Origin of the sequence: Streptomyces sp. NPDC048604 (assembly GCF_043199435.1) — a bacterium.
Lineage (GTDB): Bacteria > Actinomycetota > Actinomycetes > Streptomycetales > Streptomycetaceae > Streptomyces.
In genome coordinates this window covers 68,813-85,438 of record NZ_JBICVX010000013.1, presented here as the reverse complement: position 1 = coordinate 85,438, position 16,626 = coordinate 68,813, and the positions used below count along the sequence as shown (strand labels likewise).

Below are 16,626 nucleotides of genomic sequence, written 5' to 3'. Positions count from 1 at the left end.
CACGTTGCCCGCGGCACGTATCATCGGGCGCGCGCGATCGGGACGAACTGAGGGGGGAGCGAGATGCGGGCCGAATCGGAAGCCGACTCGACGGCGGACGGGACGGGCGGGACGGACGGTGTGAACCGCACGGACGGTGCGGACGGTACGGACCGCACGGGCATATCCGGTGCCGCGCAGGCGCAGCCCGACGCAGCCTCAGCCGCCGACCCCGCACCGGCCGAACCCCGCTTCGCCCGGCTGATCGTCGCCGCAGCCGCGGTCGCCGTCGTCCTCGCGGTCGTCGTCCACGCCGGCATGATCTTCTTCCACGTGGCGCCGAAGAACGCGGTCAGCACGCGGCACAAGAGCACCATCGACGCCTACATGTTCCCCGAACTCGCCCAGAACTGGGGCGTCTTCGCGCCCAACCCGCTGTTCACCAATACCCGTGTCATGGCACGCGCCGAGGTGCCCGCCGCCGGCGGCGGGACGGCGGTCACGCAGTGGGTCGACATGACCGCGTACGACCTGCGGACCCTGCGCGGCACCCTCGCCCCGAGCATGACGATGGAACAGTTCCGGCAGGGCTGGAACAACTTCAACCGTTCCCACGACCGTTCCGGCCGCCCCGTCGGCAAGCTGGGCCGGCTCACCGAGCAGAACCTGAAACGGCTCGCCGTCGAACGGCTCCGGCCGGTGCTGCGCGGGCGGCCCGCGCAGCGCGTCCAGTTCCGTCAGCTGACGCAGGAGATCCAGCCGCCGGAGTGGACCGGCCGCACGGTGAGCGACGTGTGGAAGTCCCGGGCGTACCCCTGGCTCCCGGTCACCCGCGACGACCTGGAGGGAACGGTGAGCGCACGATGAGCACGGCGACCAACCTGATACGGCGGACCGAGCGGCTGATCGACCGGGCCGCCGCCGCGTCCTACGCCCCGTACCAGACGGCGGTCCTCCGGATCGGACTGGCGGGCGTGTGGCTCTTCTACCTGCTCCGCCACTGGCCGGACCGTCTGGAGATGACCGGCCCGGACGCCTCCTGGAGCTGGGCGATGGCGCAGTGGTGGGGGAGCCCGGACGCCTTCGACGCGCTGCTGTGGTGGCCGGGGCGGGCGTACTACGAGTTCTTCTACCTCCTCGCCGTCGCGGCTGCGGCGGCGGTCCTGCTGGGCTGGCGGACCCGTACCGCCTCCGTCGTGATGGTGCTCGGGATCCTCTCCTTCCAGCACCGCAACGAGTTCCTCACCAACGCCGGCGACCGGCTGCTGCACATCCTCGCCCTGTACCTGGTGTTCACCCGCTGCGCCCAGGTGTGGTCGCTGGACGCCCGCCGTGCGCGGCGGGACGCGGAGGGCGGGGCGCCGCGGCGGGACCGTACGGGGATCGTGCTGTGGGCGCTCTCCGGCGCGGCGATCGTGTTCCTCGGCGCGACGGGCCGGCTCATCGTCCCGTGGATCGTGACCCTCGGGGTGCTGTGGCTGGCGCAGGCCGCGTGGTGGACCGTGAACGCGTCCGCCGCGGGCGTGTGGCGCTCGGTCTGCGACCGGATCGCGCACCTGGTGCACAACGGGGCGCTCGTGGTGATCGCCTTCCAGGTCTGCATCGTGTACGCCTGCGCCGGCTGGTACAAGATCCCGGGCTCCAGCTGGAAGGACGGCACGGCGGTCCACTACGCGCTGAACCAGGAGTTCCTGACGTCCTGGCCGATGCTCAGCGAGGCCCTGACCTCCAGCAGCGTGCTGGTGCTCGCCATGACGTACGGCACGGTGATCGTCCAGGTCGCCTTCCCGTTCGCGCTGCTGCGGCGCAAGGCGAAGAACGTGCTGCTGGTGCTGCTGATCGGCGAGCACATCGGGATCGGCGTGCTGATGGGACTGCCGTACTTCTCGCTGGTGATGGTCGCGGCGGACTCCGTGTTCGCGCCCACGGTGTTCCTGGTCTGGCTCGGCAGGACCGCCGGCCGGTTCGGCCGCCGGCTGGTCGACGGCCCGGCGGACGACGACGAGCAGAAGGCCGGGACGGTCGTACCCGAGCAGGCGCCGTCGCCGGAGGCCGCCACGGTGCCCGCGCCGGCCTCCGCCCGTTCCGGCGGCTGACACTCCGCAAGCCTTGTTGCGCGACCCGTTGAAATTTCCTTACGTACGAGTAAGTTGACTGCTCGGCAAGTCCAGAGGTCCCGGTCACTCCCGCCCCGCACGCCGCGAACAAGGAGCCACCCATGGGCGTACGCAAGGATTTGCGGCAGGCCGCCAGGCACAGCGAACTCGCCGCCCGTCACCAGGTCGAGCTGATCCGCGAGAACGGCGTCGTGCGCGAGGCGCGCTGCGCGCCCCTCGTTCCGCCGCCCGCCGCCGGCGCCCCCGCCGACGTCCCCGGCATCCCCTTCGCCAATGCCGCCGAGGCCCCCGACGCCGTCGTCCTGCGCCGCAAGCAGGACGGCGCCTGGCGGCCCGTCACCGCCGCCGCGTTCGCCGCCGACGTGAGCGCCGCCGCCAAGGGCCTCATCGCCGCCGGGCTCGAACCCGGCGGCCGCGTCGCCCTCATGGCCCGCACCAGCTACGAATGGTGCGTCCTCGACTTCGCCGTCTGGGCCGCCGGCGGGCAGACCGTCCCCGTCTACGCCACCTCCTCCGCCGAGCAGATCGCCTGGATCCTCCAGGACTCCGGCACGCGCCACGCCGTCACCGAGACCGCCGCCCACACCGCCGCCGTCGAGGAGGCCGCGACCACCCTCCCCGAGGGCGACCGCGTCGCGCTCTGGCAGATCGACACCGGCGGCCTGCACCAGCTCGGCCTCCTCGGCAAGGACGTCACCGACGAGGAGCTCGGTGAGCGCCGCGCCGCGCTCACCGCCGACTCCATCGCCACCGTCTGCTACACCTCCGGCACCACCGGCCGCCCCAAGGGCTGCGTGCTCACCCACGGCAACCTGCACGCCGAGGCCGCCAACACGGTCGAACTCCTCCACCCGGTCTTCAAGGCGATCACCGGACAGGCCGCCTCCACCCTGCTCTTCCTGCCGCTCGCCCACATCCTCGGCCGCTCCATCCAGATCGCCTGCCTCATGGCGCGCATCGAGCTCGGACACTGCGCCAGCATCAAACCGGACGAACTCCGCCCGGAACTCCGGGCGTTCCGGCCCACCTTCGTCGTCGGCGTGCCGTACCTCTTCGAGAAGATCCACGACACCGGCCGGGCGACCGCCGAGAAGCTGGGCCGCGGGGCGTCCTTCGGCCGAGCCGACGCCATCGCCGTCCGCTTCGGCGAGGCCGCCATGAACCATTTCCTCCGCAAGGGCGCCCGGCCCGGTGTCGGCCTCACCCTCGGCTGGGCCCTGTACGACCTGCTGGTCTACCGCCGCGTCCGCAAGGAGCTCGGCGGCCGGCTGCGGTACGCCATCAGCGGCGGCTCCCCGCTCGACCGCCGCCTCAGCCTGTTCTTCTACGCCGCCGGCGTCCTCATCTACGAGGGCTACGGCCTCACCGAGACCACCGCCGCCGCCACCGTCACCCCGCCGCTCCAGCCCCGCCCCGGCACCGTCGGCCGCCCGGTGCCCGGCACGTCGATCCGGATCGCCGACGACGGCGAAGTACTGATCAAGGGCGGCATCGTCTTCCGCGAGTACTGGAACAACCGGTCCGCCACCCAGGAGGTCCTGGACGACGGCTGGCTCGCCACCGGCGACCTCGGCGCCCTCGACGACGACGGTTATCTCGTCATCACCGGCCGCAAGAAGGACATCATCGTCACCTCCGGCGGCAAGAACGTCTCCCCGGCCGTCCTGGAGGACCGGCTGCGCAGCCGCCCGCCCGTCGGCCAGTGCCTCGTCGTCGGCGACAACCGCAGCTACGTCGCCGCGCTCGTCACCCTCGAACCCGAGGCCATGGAGCACTGGCTCGCCGTCCGCAGACGTCCCCGGGACACCCCGCTCGCCGAGCTCTGCACCGACCCGGAGCTGATCGCCGACGTCCAGAAGGCCGTCGACTACGCCAACAAGGCCGTCTCCCGCGCCGAGTCGATCCGCCGGTTCCGTATCGTCGACGGCGAGTTCAGCGAGGAGAACGGACTGCTCACCCCGTCCCTCAAGGTCAAACGGCGCGCCGTCGCCACCGCGTACGCGACGGAGATCGAGGCGCTGTACGAGTGAGTTCAGGAGGCGAAGACCTCCGACAGGTCGTACGAGACCGGCTCCTCCAGCTGCGTATACCCGCACGACTCCGGCGCCCGGTCCGGCCGCCACCGCTTGAACTGGGCGGTGTGCCGGAACCGGTCGCCCTCCATGTGGTCGTACCCCACCTCGCACACCCGCTCCGGCCGCAGCGCCACCCACGACAGGTCCTTCTTGCCCGACCAGCGGCTCGGCGCGCCCGGCAGCCGCGCCCCGGCGTGGGCGGCCTCGTCCGTCCACGCCGCCCACGGATGGCCCTCCGGGGGGTCCATCCGCAGCGGCTCCAGCTCCTCCACCAGCTCCGCCCGCCGCTTCGCCGTGAACGCCGCGCACACACCGACGTGCTGCAGCCGCCCGGAGTCGTCGTACAGACCGAGCAGCAGCGAGCCGACCACCGGGCCGCTCTTGTGGAAGCGGTAGCCCGCCACCACCACGTCGGCGGTCCGCTCGTGCTTGATCTTGTACATGAGCCGCTCGTCCGGCCGGTACGGCAGGTCCAGCGGCTTGGCGATGACGCCGTCGAGCCCTGCCCCTTCGTACTGCTCGAACCAGCGCGCCGCCACCTCCGGGTCGGTGGTCGCCGGGGCCAGGTGCACTGGCGGCCGCACGCCGCGCAGCACGCTCTCCAGCCGCGCCCGGCGCTCGCTCAGCGGAGTGTCGAGCAGCGCCTCGTCGCCCAGCGCCAGCAGGTCGAAGGCGACGAACCGGGCGGGGTTCCGCTCCGCGAGCGTGCGCACCCGGGAGTCGGCGGGGTGGATGCGCTCGGTCAGCCGGTCGAAGTCGAGCCGGCCGTCGTGCTCGATGACGATCTCGCCGTCCACCACGATCCGCTCCGGGAGCCGCTCCCGCAGCGCCTCGACCAGCTCGGGGAAGTACCTGGTCAGCGGCTTGCCGGTACGGCTACCGAGGACCACTTCGGGGCCGTCGCGGTGTACGAGGGCCCGGAAGCCGTCCCACTTCGCCTCGTACTGCATCCCCGGCGGGATCTTCTTCACGGCCTTCGCCAGCATCGGCTTCACCGGCGGCATCACGGGCAGATCCATGGGGCGATTCTCCGGCATCCGGCCGATATCGGCACGAAATGCGCCGCTTGTCGGCCCACCCTACGCTGACGGGCATGGCAGCCAAGGCGGGCGCGATCGAGCTGGAGGTCGGGGAGCGGACCGTACGGGTCTCCAACCCCGACAAGGTGTACTTCCCGGAGCCCGGATACACGAAGCTCGACATGGTCAGCTACTACCTGGCCGTCGGCGACGGCATCACCCGCGCCCTGCGGAACCGCCCGACCACTCTGGAGCGCTACCCCGACGGGGTGACCGGCGAGTCGTTCTTCCAGAAGCGCGCGCCCAAGTACCTGCCCGACTGGATCCCCACCGCGCACATCACCTTCCCCAGCGGCCGGTCCGCCGACGAGATGTGCCCCACCGAGCCGGCCGCCGTGCTCTGGGCCGCCAACCTGGGCGCGGTGACCTTCCACCCCTGGCCGGTGCGGCGCGACGACACCGACCACCCGGACGAACTGCGCATCGACCTCGACCCGCAGCCCGGCACCGACTACGCCGACGCCGTCCGCGCCGCCCACGAACTGCGCGCGGTCCTCGACGAGCACGGGCTGCGCGGCTGGCCCAAGACCTCCGGCGGCCGCGGACTGCACGTCTTCGTGCCGATCGAACCGCGCTGGACATTCACCCAGGTCCGTCGCGCCGCCATCGCCTGCGGCCGCGAGCTGGAACGGCGGATGCCGGACCGGGTCACCATCAAGTGGTGGAAGGAGGAGCGCGGCGAGCGGATCTTCGTCGACTACAACCAGACGGCCCGCGACCGCACCATCGCCTCCGCCTACTCGGTGCGGCCCCGGCCGCACGCCCCGGTCTCCGGCCCGCTGCGCTGGGAGGAGATCGACGACGCCGTCCCGCAGGACTTCGACATCCGTACGATGCCGGCCCGGTACGCCGAGGTCGGGGACGTCCACGCGGACATGGACGACCACCGCTTCAGCCTGGAGCCGCTGCTCGAACTCGCCCGGCGGGACGAGGCCGAACACGGCCTGGGCGACCTGCCGTACCCGCCGGAGTACCCGAAGATGCCGGGCGAGCCGAAGCGGGTGCAGCCGAGCCGGGCGAAGAAGGAACCCGACGCCGGCTGACGGCTCACCAGCCGGTCCGGTCCCGTCCCGAGCCGCACTCGACCCAGCGGATGACGGCGGACACGGTCGTGGCGTCGAGCAGCGACAGCACGTCGATGGCCGGGGTGTCCCCGGCGCGCGGCGGGATCCCGGCGGCGGTGAGCGCGCTGTGCAGGTCCACGCGGTGCTGGTCGGCGGGGGAGAGCAGGTACGGCAGGCGGTCGCGGGCGTCGGGAGCCGGGAGCAGGTAGTCGTCCAGGCCGGCGAACGCGTCGAGGCTGCCGAGACCGAAACCGGTGTCGAAGGTGGTGTGCGTCATGGCCACTCCCATCGCTGTTGTTGCCAGGGGAGAGCGCGGCGGGCCCGGTCCCGGTTCCGGGTTCCGCCGCACACCACCGGAACGCAGCAATGCTGTGCTTGTCGGACCCGTCAGCCGCTGATGTCCAGGACGGCCCACTCGGTGCGGGGTTCCGCCTGGACGTAGATCCGCGGTCCGCGGGAGACGACACGGCGTCGGCCGATGGGGCTGCCGTCGGGACGGGTGAGGCCGCGGGCGTCCAGGCGCTGTACCTCGCCGCCGGTCAGCTCGGCCGTGATGAGCCGGGCATGGTCGAGGAACGCGATCCGGTCACCGTGCACCGCCAGCGCCGTCGCACCGCGGATCGTGTTCCGGTGAGCCACGGTGGTCCCGGGGCCGGACCGGACCTCCAGCAGGGCGAACAGATGGTACGTGCACGCCCACGCGTCCGTGCCATGGACGTTGAGGGCGTAGCAGTCGGAGATCTCGCCGGTGGCGCGCCAGTCGTACGTCCACAGGGCCTCGCCGTGGACGCTCCAGCGCCGCAGACCGGGCGCGCTCAGCGGGTCTCCGAAGATCCCCTCGTCGAAGTAGCCGACCCACAGGGCGCCGGACTCGTCGACCAGCAGATGCTCGATGGCGTCCCCGACCCGGAAGTTCCACGACTCCCGGCCGAGCGTGTCGAAGACCTGCACCTGCCGCTCCTCGTCGCGAGGACTGCGTGAGTTGGCCACGACGAACCCGCCGTCGGGGAGGGCGTCGAACTTCGAGAATCTGGACTCGACGGAGCTGAGGTCGGTCGTCGTGTGCCCGGTGCCGTCGACCGTCACCACGACGGCGTCGTACGGCTCGTGGCCCTGCGGCTCGCGCTCCGACAGCAGCCAGTGTGCCCGGCCGAAGGCGTCGACCGTGCTGCCGGCGACGTGGTGCCCGTGGTACGCGCGGGGCAGGCGGGCGTACGGGACAAGTGGGGTGCTCTGCACGGGATGTCGTCTCCTCGTTCGGTGGGCTCAGGCGCGGCGGTTCATGGCCGGCCGGCGGCGCGCGGTCCGAGGAGAGCGGGACGGGGGGACTAGGCCGCATCGGCCTTTCTGGTCGTCATGGGTGTGATCATCACCCGGAACGGGCAGCCTGGGCAAGGCGCCGAGGGCGGAACGCCCGCGCGGCGCGCCGCGTTGATCGAACGTTGACGGCGTGTTTATGACCGCCCGGCAGCGTGTCCGCCATGCACACGGACACCATCGAACCCACCACACTGACCGAGGCCGACATGTCGTGGCGCGAGGACGCGCTCTGCGCCCAGGCGGGCCCCGAGTTCTTCTTTCCGGCCCCCGGCTCCTCGACCCGCGAGGCCAAGATGCTGTGCGGCGCCTGCGAGGGGCGGCTCGCCTGCCTGGAGTACGCGCTGCGGAACGACGAGCGTTTCGGCGTCTGGGGCGGCCTCTCCGAGAAGGAGCGGCTGCGGCTGCGCCGCGACCAGGGCCAGGGCTGAACGGGAGCGGGGCGTCACGGGGGCGCCCCGGTCTCACCTCAGCTCGTGGAGCCGGCTGGGCCGCGCCACCGGCCCCGCCGGTTCCGTCGCGTCCGGGTCGGTGAACGCGACGGTCTGACCGACGGCCAGCAGGATGTCGGTGTACTCGGCGGCCCGTCCGGCCGCCGGCGTGGTGAGGTCCACGAGGACGACACCGCCTCCGGCGGGCCGCGCCACGGTGAGGCGTGCCTGGAGGATCCCGTCGGGGAGCAGGGCGGTGACGAGCGCGGCGGGGGTCCCGCACGTCAGGCGTACGAGTGCCCGCTCGCGTACGAGCCCGGTCCCGGCGGTCGCCGAGGCGAGCGCGCACCGGGCGGCCGCGGCGGCCGGTCCGGGGGCGCGCGTGTCGAGCTCGGCGAAGGTCAGCAGTGAGACGCACAGCGCGCCGTCGTCGACGGGATGCAGCCCGAACGCCGCGTAGGTGACGCCGTGTTCGGGGAACGAACCGAGCAGTCGGCGCAGCGCGCCCGCGTCGGTGCCGGGCTCCTGCCCGAGCCCGAGTACGGCCGTCGCGGTCGTCAGGCGTTCCTCCCAGTCGTCCAACTCCTCCAGGTCGACCGGGAAGTAGCCGGGTGGCAGGCGGAACCAGAGCACGGCGGGGGTTCTCCTACGGGGCGCGGCCGAAGAGTTCGGCACCGGTCTTCAGATGGTTGCCGAGTTCGGGGACCGCTTTCGCACCCTCCACCGCGGAGGCGGCCCCGCGGGCCGTGGTGTCGTCCTCGTCGGCCACGAGGCCCGTGCCGGAGGCCGCCACGCCGGCGGTGGCGGTGCCGACGTCGATCGCGGGCGCCGCGCCAGGCCGGCCGGTCCGGGCGGCGACCCAGGCGGCGACGGGTGTGCCGCCTTCGGCGAACGTGCCCATGGCCGTGCCGGACTCGCTCGCGAACCTGCTGGCGTGGCCGCCGAGCCCGACCGCCGCGCCGCCCTCGCGGGCCGCCGCGGCCGCTCCGGCGGCGCCCTTCGCGACGGCGCCGACGCCCGGCAGCGTGCCGACGGCGTCGCCGGTCAGCGTGGCGGTGGAGGTCCAGAAGCGGGCGTCGCCGGGGCCCGCGGCGAGACCGGCCCGGATCTTCGGGTCCCGGCTGTGCAGCAGCAGCGCCGCGACGCTCGCCCCGGCGGCGACGAACAGCAGCGGCACGGCGAGCGGGCCCGCGAACAGTGCGACCAGGCCGAGCGTCGCCGACGTCGCGGAGAGCACGTCGCCCAGGTTCTCGTCCAGCCAGCCCAGGGCCTTGTCGAGCGCGCCCGGCTCCTTCGGCGCCAGCCGGTCCGTGGCGGCGTCGAGCTCCCTCGCGATGCGGGCCGCGGTCGTCCGGTGCGTCTCCTCCAGCTCGCGGGCGTGCGCGCGGGTCGCGGCGAGCGCGGTGCGGGCCCGGTTCACTGCGGCCACGGCCGCCTTGAGGTCGGCCTCCGGCGTCTGCGCGTTGCGGGCGGCCGCCGTCCAGCGGGCCTCCGCGGTGCGGACGGCGGCGCTCTGCAGACCGGCCCGGGTGTCGTGGCGGCGGGCGGTGGCCTGGAGGCCCACGAGGTCGTCGTGCCACGCGCCGAGCCGCCCGGCCGCCTTCGTGAGGGAGCGGTGCGCGTTCTTCAGGTACCGGGGAAGCTCGCCGTCCAGCGCGGCGCGGAAGGCGTCGGCCGCCTCGCCGCTCCAGTACGAGCTCTCCGAGAGCAGCCGGTCGACGAGCCGGTGCGCCGTGCCGAGGGAGGCCGCCGAGGCGGTCAGCCGGGCCTTCAGCGCCGCCAGCTCCGCGGGGCTGCCGGGCACCGGGTCCCAGCCCAGGTGCGGGTACCTGCAGGGGGCGGCGGCCGCGTCAGCCATGGCCGACCGTCCGGAACGCGTCGGCGAGCGCCCGGTTGAGCTGCGTGTAGCCCTCGCGGCTGAGGGCGACGCCGTCGTGCACGGCCGTGATCCGCGCGCCCAGCAGGTCCGCGCCGTGCTTCCAGCGCTCCTGGAAGCGGTCGCAGGCCGCGTCCAGGTCAGGGGTGCCGAGCTGGTCCGCGCGGGCCTGCTCGAGGGCGCGCCGCGCGGCGGCGAGCGCGGTCAGGGACTCGTTCAGGGCGCGCGAGAAGCGGCCCAACTGGTCGGTGTCCACCCGGAGATCGCGTTCCATGGCGGACCACACTGTCAGATCGTCGCGTAACCGGAGAAACCCGTTCACACCGACGAGTGAGGCCGGCCGGTCCGCGTGGTTGACGCGGGCCGGCCGGCCTCCCGTGCGTGCGGTCAGCCCGCGGCGCGCGACGCCATCCGCGCCTTGCGCGCGGCCAGCTTCTCGTCGAACTTCCGGGCCTCCGTGTCCAGGCCGTTCATGTACAGGCCCAGCTCGTCCTGCGCCTTCAGACCCTCGGGGCCGAGCCCGTCGATCTCCAGGACCTTCAGGAAGCGGAGCACCGGCTGGAGCACGTCGTCGTGGTGGATCCGCATGTTGTAGATCTCGCCGATCGCCATCTGCGCCGCCGCCCGCTCGAAACCGGGCATGCCGTGGCCCGGCATACGGAAGTTGACGACGACGTCCCGCACGGCCTGCATCGTGAGGTCGGGGGCGATCTCGAACGCGGCCTTCAGCAGGTTGCGGTAGAAGACCATGTGCAGGTTCTCGTCGGTGGCGATGCGCGACAGCATCCGGTCGCAGACCGGGTCGCCCGACTGGTGGCCGGTGTTGCGGTGCGAGATGCGGGTGGCCAGCTCCTGGAAGGACACGTACGCCACCGAGTGCAGCATCGAGTGCCGGTTGTCCGACTCGAAGCCCTCGCTCATGTGCGCCATCCGGAACTGCTCCAGCTTGTCCGGGTCCACGGCGCGCGAGGCCAGCAGGTAGTCGCGCATCACGATGCCGTGCCGGCCCTCCTCGGCGGTCCAGCGGTGCACCCAGGTGCCCCAGGCGCCGTCGCGGCCGAAGAGGGACGCTATTTCGTGGTGGTAGCTGGGCAGGTTGTCCTCGGTCAGCAGGTTCACCACGAGGGCGATCTTGCCGATGTCGGTGACCTTGGACTGGGACGGGTCCCAGGGCTCGCCGTCCTCGAAGAAGCCGGGGAAGTTGCGGCCGTCCGACCACGGGACGTACTCGTGCGGCATCCAGTCCTTGGTGACCTTCAGATGCCGGTTGAGTTCCGTCTCCACAACCTCCTCCAGCGCGTACAGCAGGCGCGCGTCGGTCCACCCTTCGGAACTGCCGAGGTGGGGCGAGGTGAGCGTCACGGGGACTCCTGGGGAGGGGAGGCACGCGTAGGGGGCATGCGGGATTACCTACGGGTTCGTAGGTTACGAGACCGTAGGTTAAAGGGGCCGTAAGGCGGCGTCCAAGCCCCACCCCTGCCGTGTCCGATTACGTTCTGTTATGTCCCCAGCTCATCTGTGTGCGAGAGAGACCCAGGTCACGCGTTATTCGCCCAGAAGCCGGCTGACATTCCGGTCCCAGTCCAGGTACTGGTGTTCGCGTCCCTCCGGTACGAGCAGCTGCGCCCGGTCCAGGAAGCGCCGCACCTCCGACGTGCGGACGTGCACCACCGCGACGCCCTCCGGCGCGTGGAACTCCACGACCGTGCGGTCGTAGCCGTACGGGCGCACCCGGACGTCCCCGAGCCCGGCCGGCCCCTCCACCCCCTCGGCCAGCAGCTCCCGGGAGAACGCCCAGGACACCTCGACGCCCTCCAGGGTGGCCGGCGGCGGGAAGGCCATGCTCACGGCGTACGGGTCCTCGCGGTCGTACCGAAGGGTCGCCGGGACGGACTCCATGCACGGCGCCGACGCGACCAGACGGGCCACCACGGGCTGCTCGATGACAGTGGACAAGGCCTGCTCCTCACGCGCGGCACCGGCGGACGTCCTCCCGCCACCAGGGAGGACGGGAAATCCGGCCGGGGCGTGCATCCGTGCCCCGCGTGAGCTGTGTCACCGCACCCCGCCGAGGCGGTCTGGACGGGGCCTGCCGGGTGGACTAGCTTCCCGCGCCATGACGTCCAAGGGGAACAAGGGGAAGACGAGACGACTGATGTCGGCGGGGCTGGGCGCGGCGGTGCTGGCCGCCCTGCTCACGGTCCCGGCGCAGTCCGCGCAGGCGGGGGAGCCGGGGGAGGGCACGTCCACGGGGCGGCCCGGCTGGCAGCTCACACAGACCGGCACCGACGCGCGGTTCCGCGGCCTCGCCGCGGTCAGCCGGGACACCGCCTGGGCGGCCGGCTCGAAGGGCGTCGTGCTGCGCACCACGGACGCCGGCCGGACCTGGCAGGACGTGTCGCCGCCCGGCGCGGCCGAGCTGCAGTTCCGCGACGTCGAGGCGTTCGACGCGCGGCGCGCGGTGGTCCTGGCCATCGGCGAGGGCGAGGCGTCCCGGGTCCTGCGCACCGAGGACGGCGGAACGACCTGGACCGAGTCCTTCCGCAACACCGACCCGCGCGCCTTCTACGACTGCATGACCTTCTTCGACCGCCGGCACGGCCTCGCCATGAGCGACCCGGTCGACGGCCGGTTCCGCATCCTCGCCACCCGCGACGGCGGCCGCTCCTGGCAGGTGCTGCCGGACGCCGGGATGCCCGCCGCGCTGCCCGGCGAGGCCGGCTTCGCCGCCGGCGGCCAGTGCCTGGTCTCCGCCGGGCCCAAGGACGTCTGGCTGGCCACCGGCGGCGCCGCGAGCGCGCGGGTGCTGCACTCCGGCGACCGGGGGCTCACCTGGACCGTCGCCGAGTCCGGCATCCCGGCGGGAGATCCCGCCCGCGGGGTCTTCGCGCTCGCCTTCCGCGACCGCGCCCACGGCCTCGCGGTCGGCGGCGACTACCGGCCCGACCAGCCGTCCGAGCGGGCGGCCGCGGTCACCGGCGACGGCGGCCGCAGCTGGCGGGCGGCGGCGACGCCCCCGCCGGCGTACCGCTCGGGCGTGGCCTGGCTGCCGCACAGCCGGTCCGCCGCGCTCGCGGTCGGCCCGACCGGCACCGACCTGACGACGGACGGCGGCCGCACCTGGCGCACCGTGGACACCGGCTCGTACGACACCGTCGACTGCACGCCCGACGGCGGCTGCTGGGCCTCCGGCGAGAAGGGCAGGATCGCCCGGCTGGGGCGCTGACTCAGGAGGGGAGCTGCTGCCGGTACGGGGCGAGCTCTGGCGCGGTCTTGGTCGCGATGAACTCCGTGATCCGGTACGCGCACACCCCGCCGGTGCTGAACGGGTCGGCCGCCGCGATCTCCTCGATCCGCGCGCGGTCGTCCCCGACGGCCAGGATCACGCCGCCGTCGCGCGGGTTCTTCCGGCCCGAGGCGATGAACACCCCGGCGGCGTACTGCGCGTCCAGCCACTCGACGTGCGCGTCCATGAGCGCGTCGGCCTGCGCGACGTCGGCGGTGTAGGTCAATTCCAGAACGAACATGGGCCGCAGGCTATCCCGGGCCGGCCGCGGGGAAGCCGGGGTGTCCGGGGAACGGACCGGTCGTAGGCTGGCGATCATCATGAGGATCATCGAGACGCCCGCCGACTGGCCCGCCGACGAGGCCGCCGCCCGCGCCCTCCAGGACGAACTCCGGGGCCGGGTCGTCCTGGACGAGCCCGGCCCGCGGCCCGGGACCGGCCATGCGACCGGGCTCGACGTGGCGTACGACGACGAGCGGGACCTCGTCGCGGCGGCCGCCGTCGTGCTCGACGCGGCGACCCTGGAGGTCGTCGAGGAGGCCACCGCGGTCGGCCGGGTCTCCTTCCCGTACGTGCCCGGCCTGCTGGCCTTCCGCGAGGTGCCCACCGTCCTCGCAGCCCTGGAGGCGCTGTCCGCCGATCCCGGGCTGCTGGTCTGCGACGGCTACGGACGCGCCCACCCGCGCCGCTTCGGGCTCGCCAGTCATCTCGGGGTGCTGACCGGGCTGCCGACGATCGGCGTCGCGAAGAACCCGTTCACCTTCACGTACGAGCAACCCGGCCCGGCCCGGGGCGACTTCGGCGAACTCGTGGCGGACGACGAGGAGGGCCGCGAGGTGGTCGGCCGCGCGCTGCGCACCCGCGACGGGGTCAAGCCGGTGTTCGTCTCGGCGGGGCACCGCGTCGACCTGGAGACGGCCTGCGCGCACGCCCTGTGGCTCAGCCCGCGCTATCGGATCCCCGAGACGACGCGGCGCGCCGACTCGCTGTGCCGTGCGGCGCTGAAGGAGGCGCTGGGCAGCGGTACCTGAGTACCTGTACGGATGTCCGTTGTCAGTGGGGCAGGGCACAGTGATCACCATGACGACTCCTCCTCAGGTCGCCCCGGCCCCGCTGCGCCGCGTCGAGCGCGCCATGATGTCCGTTCTCGCCGTCGCCGCCGTGCTTGCGGGAGGCTGGCTCCTGGCGATGATCTACATCGTGGGCGCCTGGGTGGTGGCCCTCTGACCGGAACACGAACGGAGGACGGGTGATCGGCTCCCTGCAGTGCGTGGTGCTCGACTGCGCCGACGTACAGGAACTGGCGGTGTTCTACCGCGGACTGCTCGGCGGCGAGGTCGACCGCCCGGACCCCCGCTGGTCGCTCGGCGACGACTGGGCGACGCTGCACCCGGCCGCCGGTCCGGTGCTGGCCTTCCAGCGGGTCGCCGACCACCGCCCGCCGCTCTGGGGCGACCCGGGCCGCCCGCAGCAGTCGCACCTCGACGTGGACGTCGAGGACCTCGACGCCGCGCACACCGAGGTACTGGCCCTCGGCGCGACCCTGCTGGAGGACTTCGGCGGCGCCTACTCCTGGCGGGTGTACGCCGACCCGGCCGGACACCCCTTCTGCCTTGTGCGACACAGGAGTTGACGCGATGAAACTCGACCAGGCCCTGGTGGACGCCGCGATCGCCCAGATGGAACGCCGCTGGCCGGCCGACGAGCCGGGCGGCGCGGCCGCCGTCTACCTCGACGACGGCCGCATCCTCACCAGCGTCGGCCTCGACAACCTCAACCAGGGCGTGACCCTCTGCCACGAGACCGGGGCGATCTGCCAGGCGTTCACGCTGGACGCGCGGATCACGGCCACCGTGTGCGTGTTCCGCTCCCCGGACGACGGCCGGATCATCGTGTTCCCGCCGTGCGGCATCTGCCAGGAGCGGCTGGCCCTGTGGGGACCGGACGTGGAGGTCGCGGTCCCCGGACCCGACGACCGGACGCCCTGGCAGGCCCGGACCCTCGCCGAGGTGAACCCCTACTACTGGGCCCGCCAGTTGGCCGACGGGGCGTGGCCCCCGAAGGAGCTGCACTCCGACTGACGGTCGGTCAGCGGGCGTCCGCCACCCGGAAGCGGATGCCCGCCGCGCTCAGCCGGGCGATGAGCGCGTCGCCCATCGCGACGGCCGTCGTCACCTGGCCCGACGTCTTCGGCAGCGGGTCGAGGGCGAGACAGAGCGCCGACTCGGCGAGCATCTTCGCCGTCTCGTCGTAGCCCGGATCGCCGCCCGAGACCTCGGTGAAGACCCGGCGGCCGCCGCCCTCGCCGACGAAGCGCACGGTGAACCAGCTGCGCGCCCGGCGCTCCGCGCTCGGCCCCTGCCCCGGCTCGTAACGGCTCATCAGCCAGCGCCGCACCGCGGGGAGTTGGGCCGCGGACACGCCCGCGCCGATCGCGGCGACGCCGCCGAGCGCCATCGGCAGCGTACGGACCGAGGCGTAGTGGCGGTAGCGGAAGTCCGGGCCGTACCGGTCCAGGGCCGCCGCCGAGCGCGCCACGACCTGCGGGTCCAGGGTGGGCAGCGGCAGCGCCCAGGTGCCGGTCTCGGCGCTGAACCGCGGCCCGCCGAGCGGTGACCGGGCGCGCCGGCCCACCAGGCGCGGCTCGTGCAGCCGGCGCTCGTGCGCGGCCCGCAGGATCTGCCGGCCGCGGCCGAACGCGGTGAGCGCGGAGGCGAAGGTGCCGCCGGAGAAGATCGCCCCGGCACGGACGAAGCCGTCGACGGTCAGCGGCACGCCCTGCGGCAGCTGCTGCACCGTGAAGTACGCGCCCAGGTCGTGCGGGACCGAGTCGAAGCCGCAGGCGTGCACGATCCGGGCCCCGGTCTCGCGGGCCCGCGCGTCGTGCAGGACATAGGTCCGGTCGACGAACTCCGCCTCGCCGGTCAGGTCCAGATAGTCGGTGCCGGCCTCCGCACAGGCGGCCACCAGGCCGTCGCCGTACCAGACGTACGGGCCGACCGTCGTGGCGAGCACCCGGGTGGACTCGGCCAGCTCGCGCAGCGAGCCCGTGTCCTCGGCGTCGGCCGTGAGCAGCGGCAGCTCCGCACAGCGCGGCCACCGGGCGGTCAGCCGCTCGCGCACCGCCTCCAGGCGGGCCCGGCTGCGCCCGGCGAGCGCCCAGCGGAGATCTTCGGGCGCATGCTCGGCCAGGTACTGCGCGGTCAGCTCGCCGACGAATCCCGTCGCCCCGAAGAGCACCACGTCGTACGCGCGCCCGCCGCGCTCCGCCGCCGTCCCGTCCTCTGTGTCCATCCGGCCCTCGCCTTCCGTGTGACCCGCCCGCGTGGTCGATCGGAGGCGGAGCCTAGCGGTCCGTCCGCGGTGGGCGACGGGTGGGCCCGCATCGAGCGGCGACTGTGA

Annotated in this window: 20 protein-coding genes; 10 read left to right on the top strand and 10 right to left on the bottom strand. The window is 73.3% G+C overall.

The window, feature by feature from the left end:
* Positions 1-63 precede the first annotated feature (63 nt).
* From ACGFMM_RS25665 to ACGFMM_RS25655, 3 genes are all read left to right on the top strand, one after another.
* A complete protein-coding gene (locus tag ACGFMM_RS25665; protein WP_393648785.1) occupies positions 64-846 on the top strand; it encodes a DUF5819 family protein in 783 nt (260 codons plus the stop codon).
* Positions 843-2,075, top strand: coding sequence for an HTTM domain-containing protein (locus ACGFMM_RS25660; protein ID WP_393648784.1), 1,233 nt, complete (start codon positions 843-845; stop codon positions 2,073-2,075). Before ACGFMM_RS25665 ends, ACGFMM_RS25660 begins: the two co-directional genes overlap by 4 nt.
* 122 nt (positions 2,076-2,197) lie before the next feature.
* The gene (locus tag ACGFMM_RS25655; protein WP_393648783.1) at positions 2,198-4,126 is read left to right on the top strand and encodes an AMP-dependent synthetase/ligase; all 1,929 of its coding nucleotides are present in this window, start codon (positions 2,198-2,200) and stop codon (positions 4,124-4,126) included.
* A gap of 2 nt (positions 4,127-4,128) precedes the next feature.
* Here ACGFMM_RS25655 and ACGFMM_RS25650 read toward each other — a convergent pair whose 3' ends face one another.
* The gene (locus tag ACGFMM_RS25650) at positions 4,129-5,190 is read right to left on the bottom strand and encodes an ATP-dependent DNA ligase (protein ID WP_393648782.1); all 1,062 of its coding nucleotides are present in this window, start codon (positions 5,188-5,190) and stop codon (positions 4,129-4,131) included.
* 74 nt (positions 5,191-5,264) lie between these two features.
* On the opposite strand from ACGFMM_RS25650, the gene ligD reads away from it, so the two are divergent.
* The gene (gene ligD / locus ACGFMM_RS25645) at positions 5,265-6,293 is read left to right on the top strand and encodes a non-homologous end-joining DNA ligase (RefSeq protein WP_393648781.1); all 1,029 of its coding nucleotides are present in this window, start codon (positions 5,265-5,267) and stop codon (positions 6,291-6,293) included.
* A 4-nt stretch (positions 6,294-6,297) separates the two neighbouring features.
* On the opposite strand, the gene ACGFMM_RS25640 is transcribed toward ligD, so the two are convergent.
* Together ACGFMM_RS25640 and ACGFMM_RS25635 are read right to left on the bottom strand one after the other, a co-directional pair.
* Entirely contained in the window at positions 6,298-6,591 is a 294-nt protein-coding gene (locus ACGFMM_RS25640; protein ID WP_393648780.1) for a hypothetical protein, read from the bottom strand.
* Between the two features lie 110 nt (positions 6,592-6,701).
* The gene (locus ACGFMM_RS25635) at positions 6,702-7,553 is read right to left on the bottom strand and encodes a hypothetical protein (RefSeq protein ID WP_393648779.1); all 852 of its coding nucleotides are present in this window, start codon (positions 7,551-7,553) and stop codon (positions 6,702-6,704) included.
* A 242-nt stretch (positions 7,554-7,795) separates the two neighbouring features.
* Between ACGFMM_RS25635 and ACGFMM_RS25630 the strand changes: the two genes are divergently transcribed.
* Entirely contained in the window at positions 7,796-8,062 is a 267-nt protein-coding gene (locus ACGFMM_RS25630) for a WhiB family transcriptional regulator (protein WP_393648778.1), read from the top strand.
* 33 nt (positions 8,063-8,095) lie between these two features.
* Here ACGFMM_RS25630 and ACGFMM_RS25625 read toward each other — a convergent pair whose 3' ends face one another.
* From ACGFMM_RS25625 to ACGFMM_RS25605, 5 genes are all read right to left on the bottom strand, one after another.
* On the bottom strand, positions 8,096-8,695 hold the full coding sequence (locus ACGFMM_RS25625) for a hypothetical protein (RefSeq protein WP_393648777.1): 600 nt from the start codon (positions 8,693-8,695) through the stop codon (positions 8,096-8,098).
* Between the two features lie 13 nt (positions 8,696-8,708).
* On the bottom strand, positions 8,709-9,920 hold the full coding sequence (locus ACGFMM_RS25620; RefSeq protein WP_393648776.1) for a hypothetical protein: 1,212 nt from the start codon (positions 9,918-9,920) through the stop codon (positions 8,709-8,711).
* The gene (locus ACGFMM_RS25615) at positions 9,913-10,212 is read right to left on the bottom strand and encodes a hypothetical protein (RefSeq protein WP_393648775.1); all 300 of its coding nucleotides are present in this window, start codon (positions 10,210-10,212) and stop codon (positions 9,913-9,915) included. Before ACGFMM_RS25615 ends, ACGFMM_RS25620 begins: the two co-directional genes overlap by 8 nt.
* Positions 10,213-10,325: 113 nt before the next feature.
* The gene (locus ACGFMM_RS25610) at positions 10,326-11,300 is read right to left on the bottom strand and encodes an acyl-ACP desaturase (RefSeq protein ID WP_393648774.1); all 975 of its coding nucleotides are present in this window, start codon (positions 11,298-11,300) and stop codon (positions 10,326-10,328) included.
* 183 nt (positions 11,301-11,483) lie between these two features.
* A complete protein-coding gene (locus tag ACGFMM_RS25605; protein WP_393648773.1) occupies positions 11,484-11,894 on the bottom strand; it encodes an SsgA family sporulation/cell division regulator in 411 nt (136 codons plus the stop codon).
* A 160-nt stretch (positions 11,895-12,054) separates the two neighbouring features.
* On the opposite strand from ACGFMM_RS25605, the gene ACGFMM_RS25600 reads away from it, so the two are divergent.
* The gene (locus ACGFMM_RS25600) at positions 12,055-13,164 is read left to right on the top strand and encodes a WD40/YVTN/BNR-like repeat-containing protein (RefSeq protein WP_393648772.1); all 1,110 of its coding nucleotides are present in this window, start codon (positions 12,055-12,057) and stop codon (positions 13,162-13,164) included.
* Position 13,165: 1 nt separating this feature from the next.
* Here ACGFMM_RS25600 and ACGFMM_RS25595 read toward each other — a convergent pair whose 3' ends face one another.
* Positions 13,166-13,465: a YciI family protein gene (locus ACGFMM_RS25595; protein WP_393648771.1), complete on the bottom strand. Its 300-nt coding sequence runs from the start codon at positions 13,463-13,465 to the stop codon at positions 13,166-13,168.
* Positions 13,466-13,544: 79 nt separating this feature from the next.
* Here ACGFMM_RS25595 and ACGFMM_RS25590 point away from each other — a divergent pair, with 79 nt between their 5' ends.
* From ACGFMM_RS25590 to ACGFMM_RS25575, 4 genes are read left to right on the top strand one after another with little or no spacing between them, the layout of a single operon-like run.
* Positions 13,545-14,255 carry an endonuclease V gene (locus tag ACGFMM_RS25590; protein WP_393648770.1) on the top strand — a complete coding sequence of 237 codons (711 nt, stop codon included), beginning with the start codon at positions 13,545-13,547 and terminating at the stop codon, positions 14,253-14,255.
* Positions 14,256-14,304: 49 nt separating this feature from the next.
* A complete protein-coding gene (gene mmpA, locus ACGFMM_RS25585; protein WP_393648769.1) occupies positions 14,305-14,451 on the top strand; it encodes a morphogenic membrane protein MmpA in 147 nt (48 codons plus the stop codon).
* A gap of 22 nt (positions 14,452-14,473) precedes the next feature.
* Positions 14,474-14,857: a VOC family protein gene (locus ACGFMM_RS25580; RefSeq protein WP_393648768.1), complete on the top strand. Its 384-nt coding sequence runs from the start codon at positions 14,474-14,476 to the stop codon at positions 14,855-14,857.
* A gap of 4 nt (positions 14,858-14,861) precedes the next feature.
* Positions 14,862-15,305: a cytidine deaminase gene (locus ACGFMM_RS25575; protein WP_393648767.1), complete on the top strand. Its 444-nt coding sequence runs from the start codon at positions 14,862-14,864 to the stop codon at positions 15,303-15,305.
* A gap of 7 nt (positions 15,306-15,312) precedes the next feature.
* Here the strand turns inward: ACGFMM_RS25575 and ACGFMM_RS25570 are convergent, their stop codons facing one another.
* Positions 15,313-16,518 (bottom strand): saccharopine dehydrogenase family protein, encoded by a 1,206-nt coding sequence (locus ACGFMM_RS25570; RefSeq protein WP_393648766.1) that lies wholly within the window; start codon positions 16,516-16,518, stop codon positions 15,313-15,315.
* Positions 16,519-16,626 lie beyond the last annotated feature (108 nt).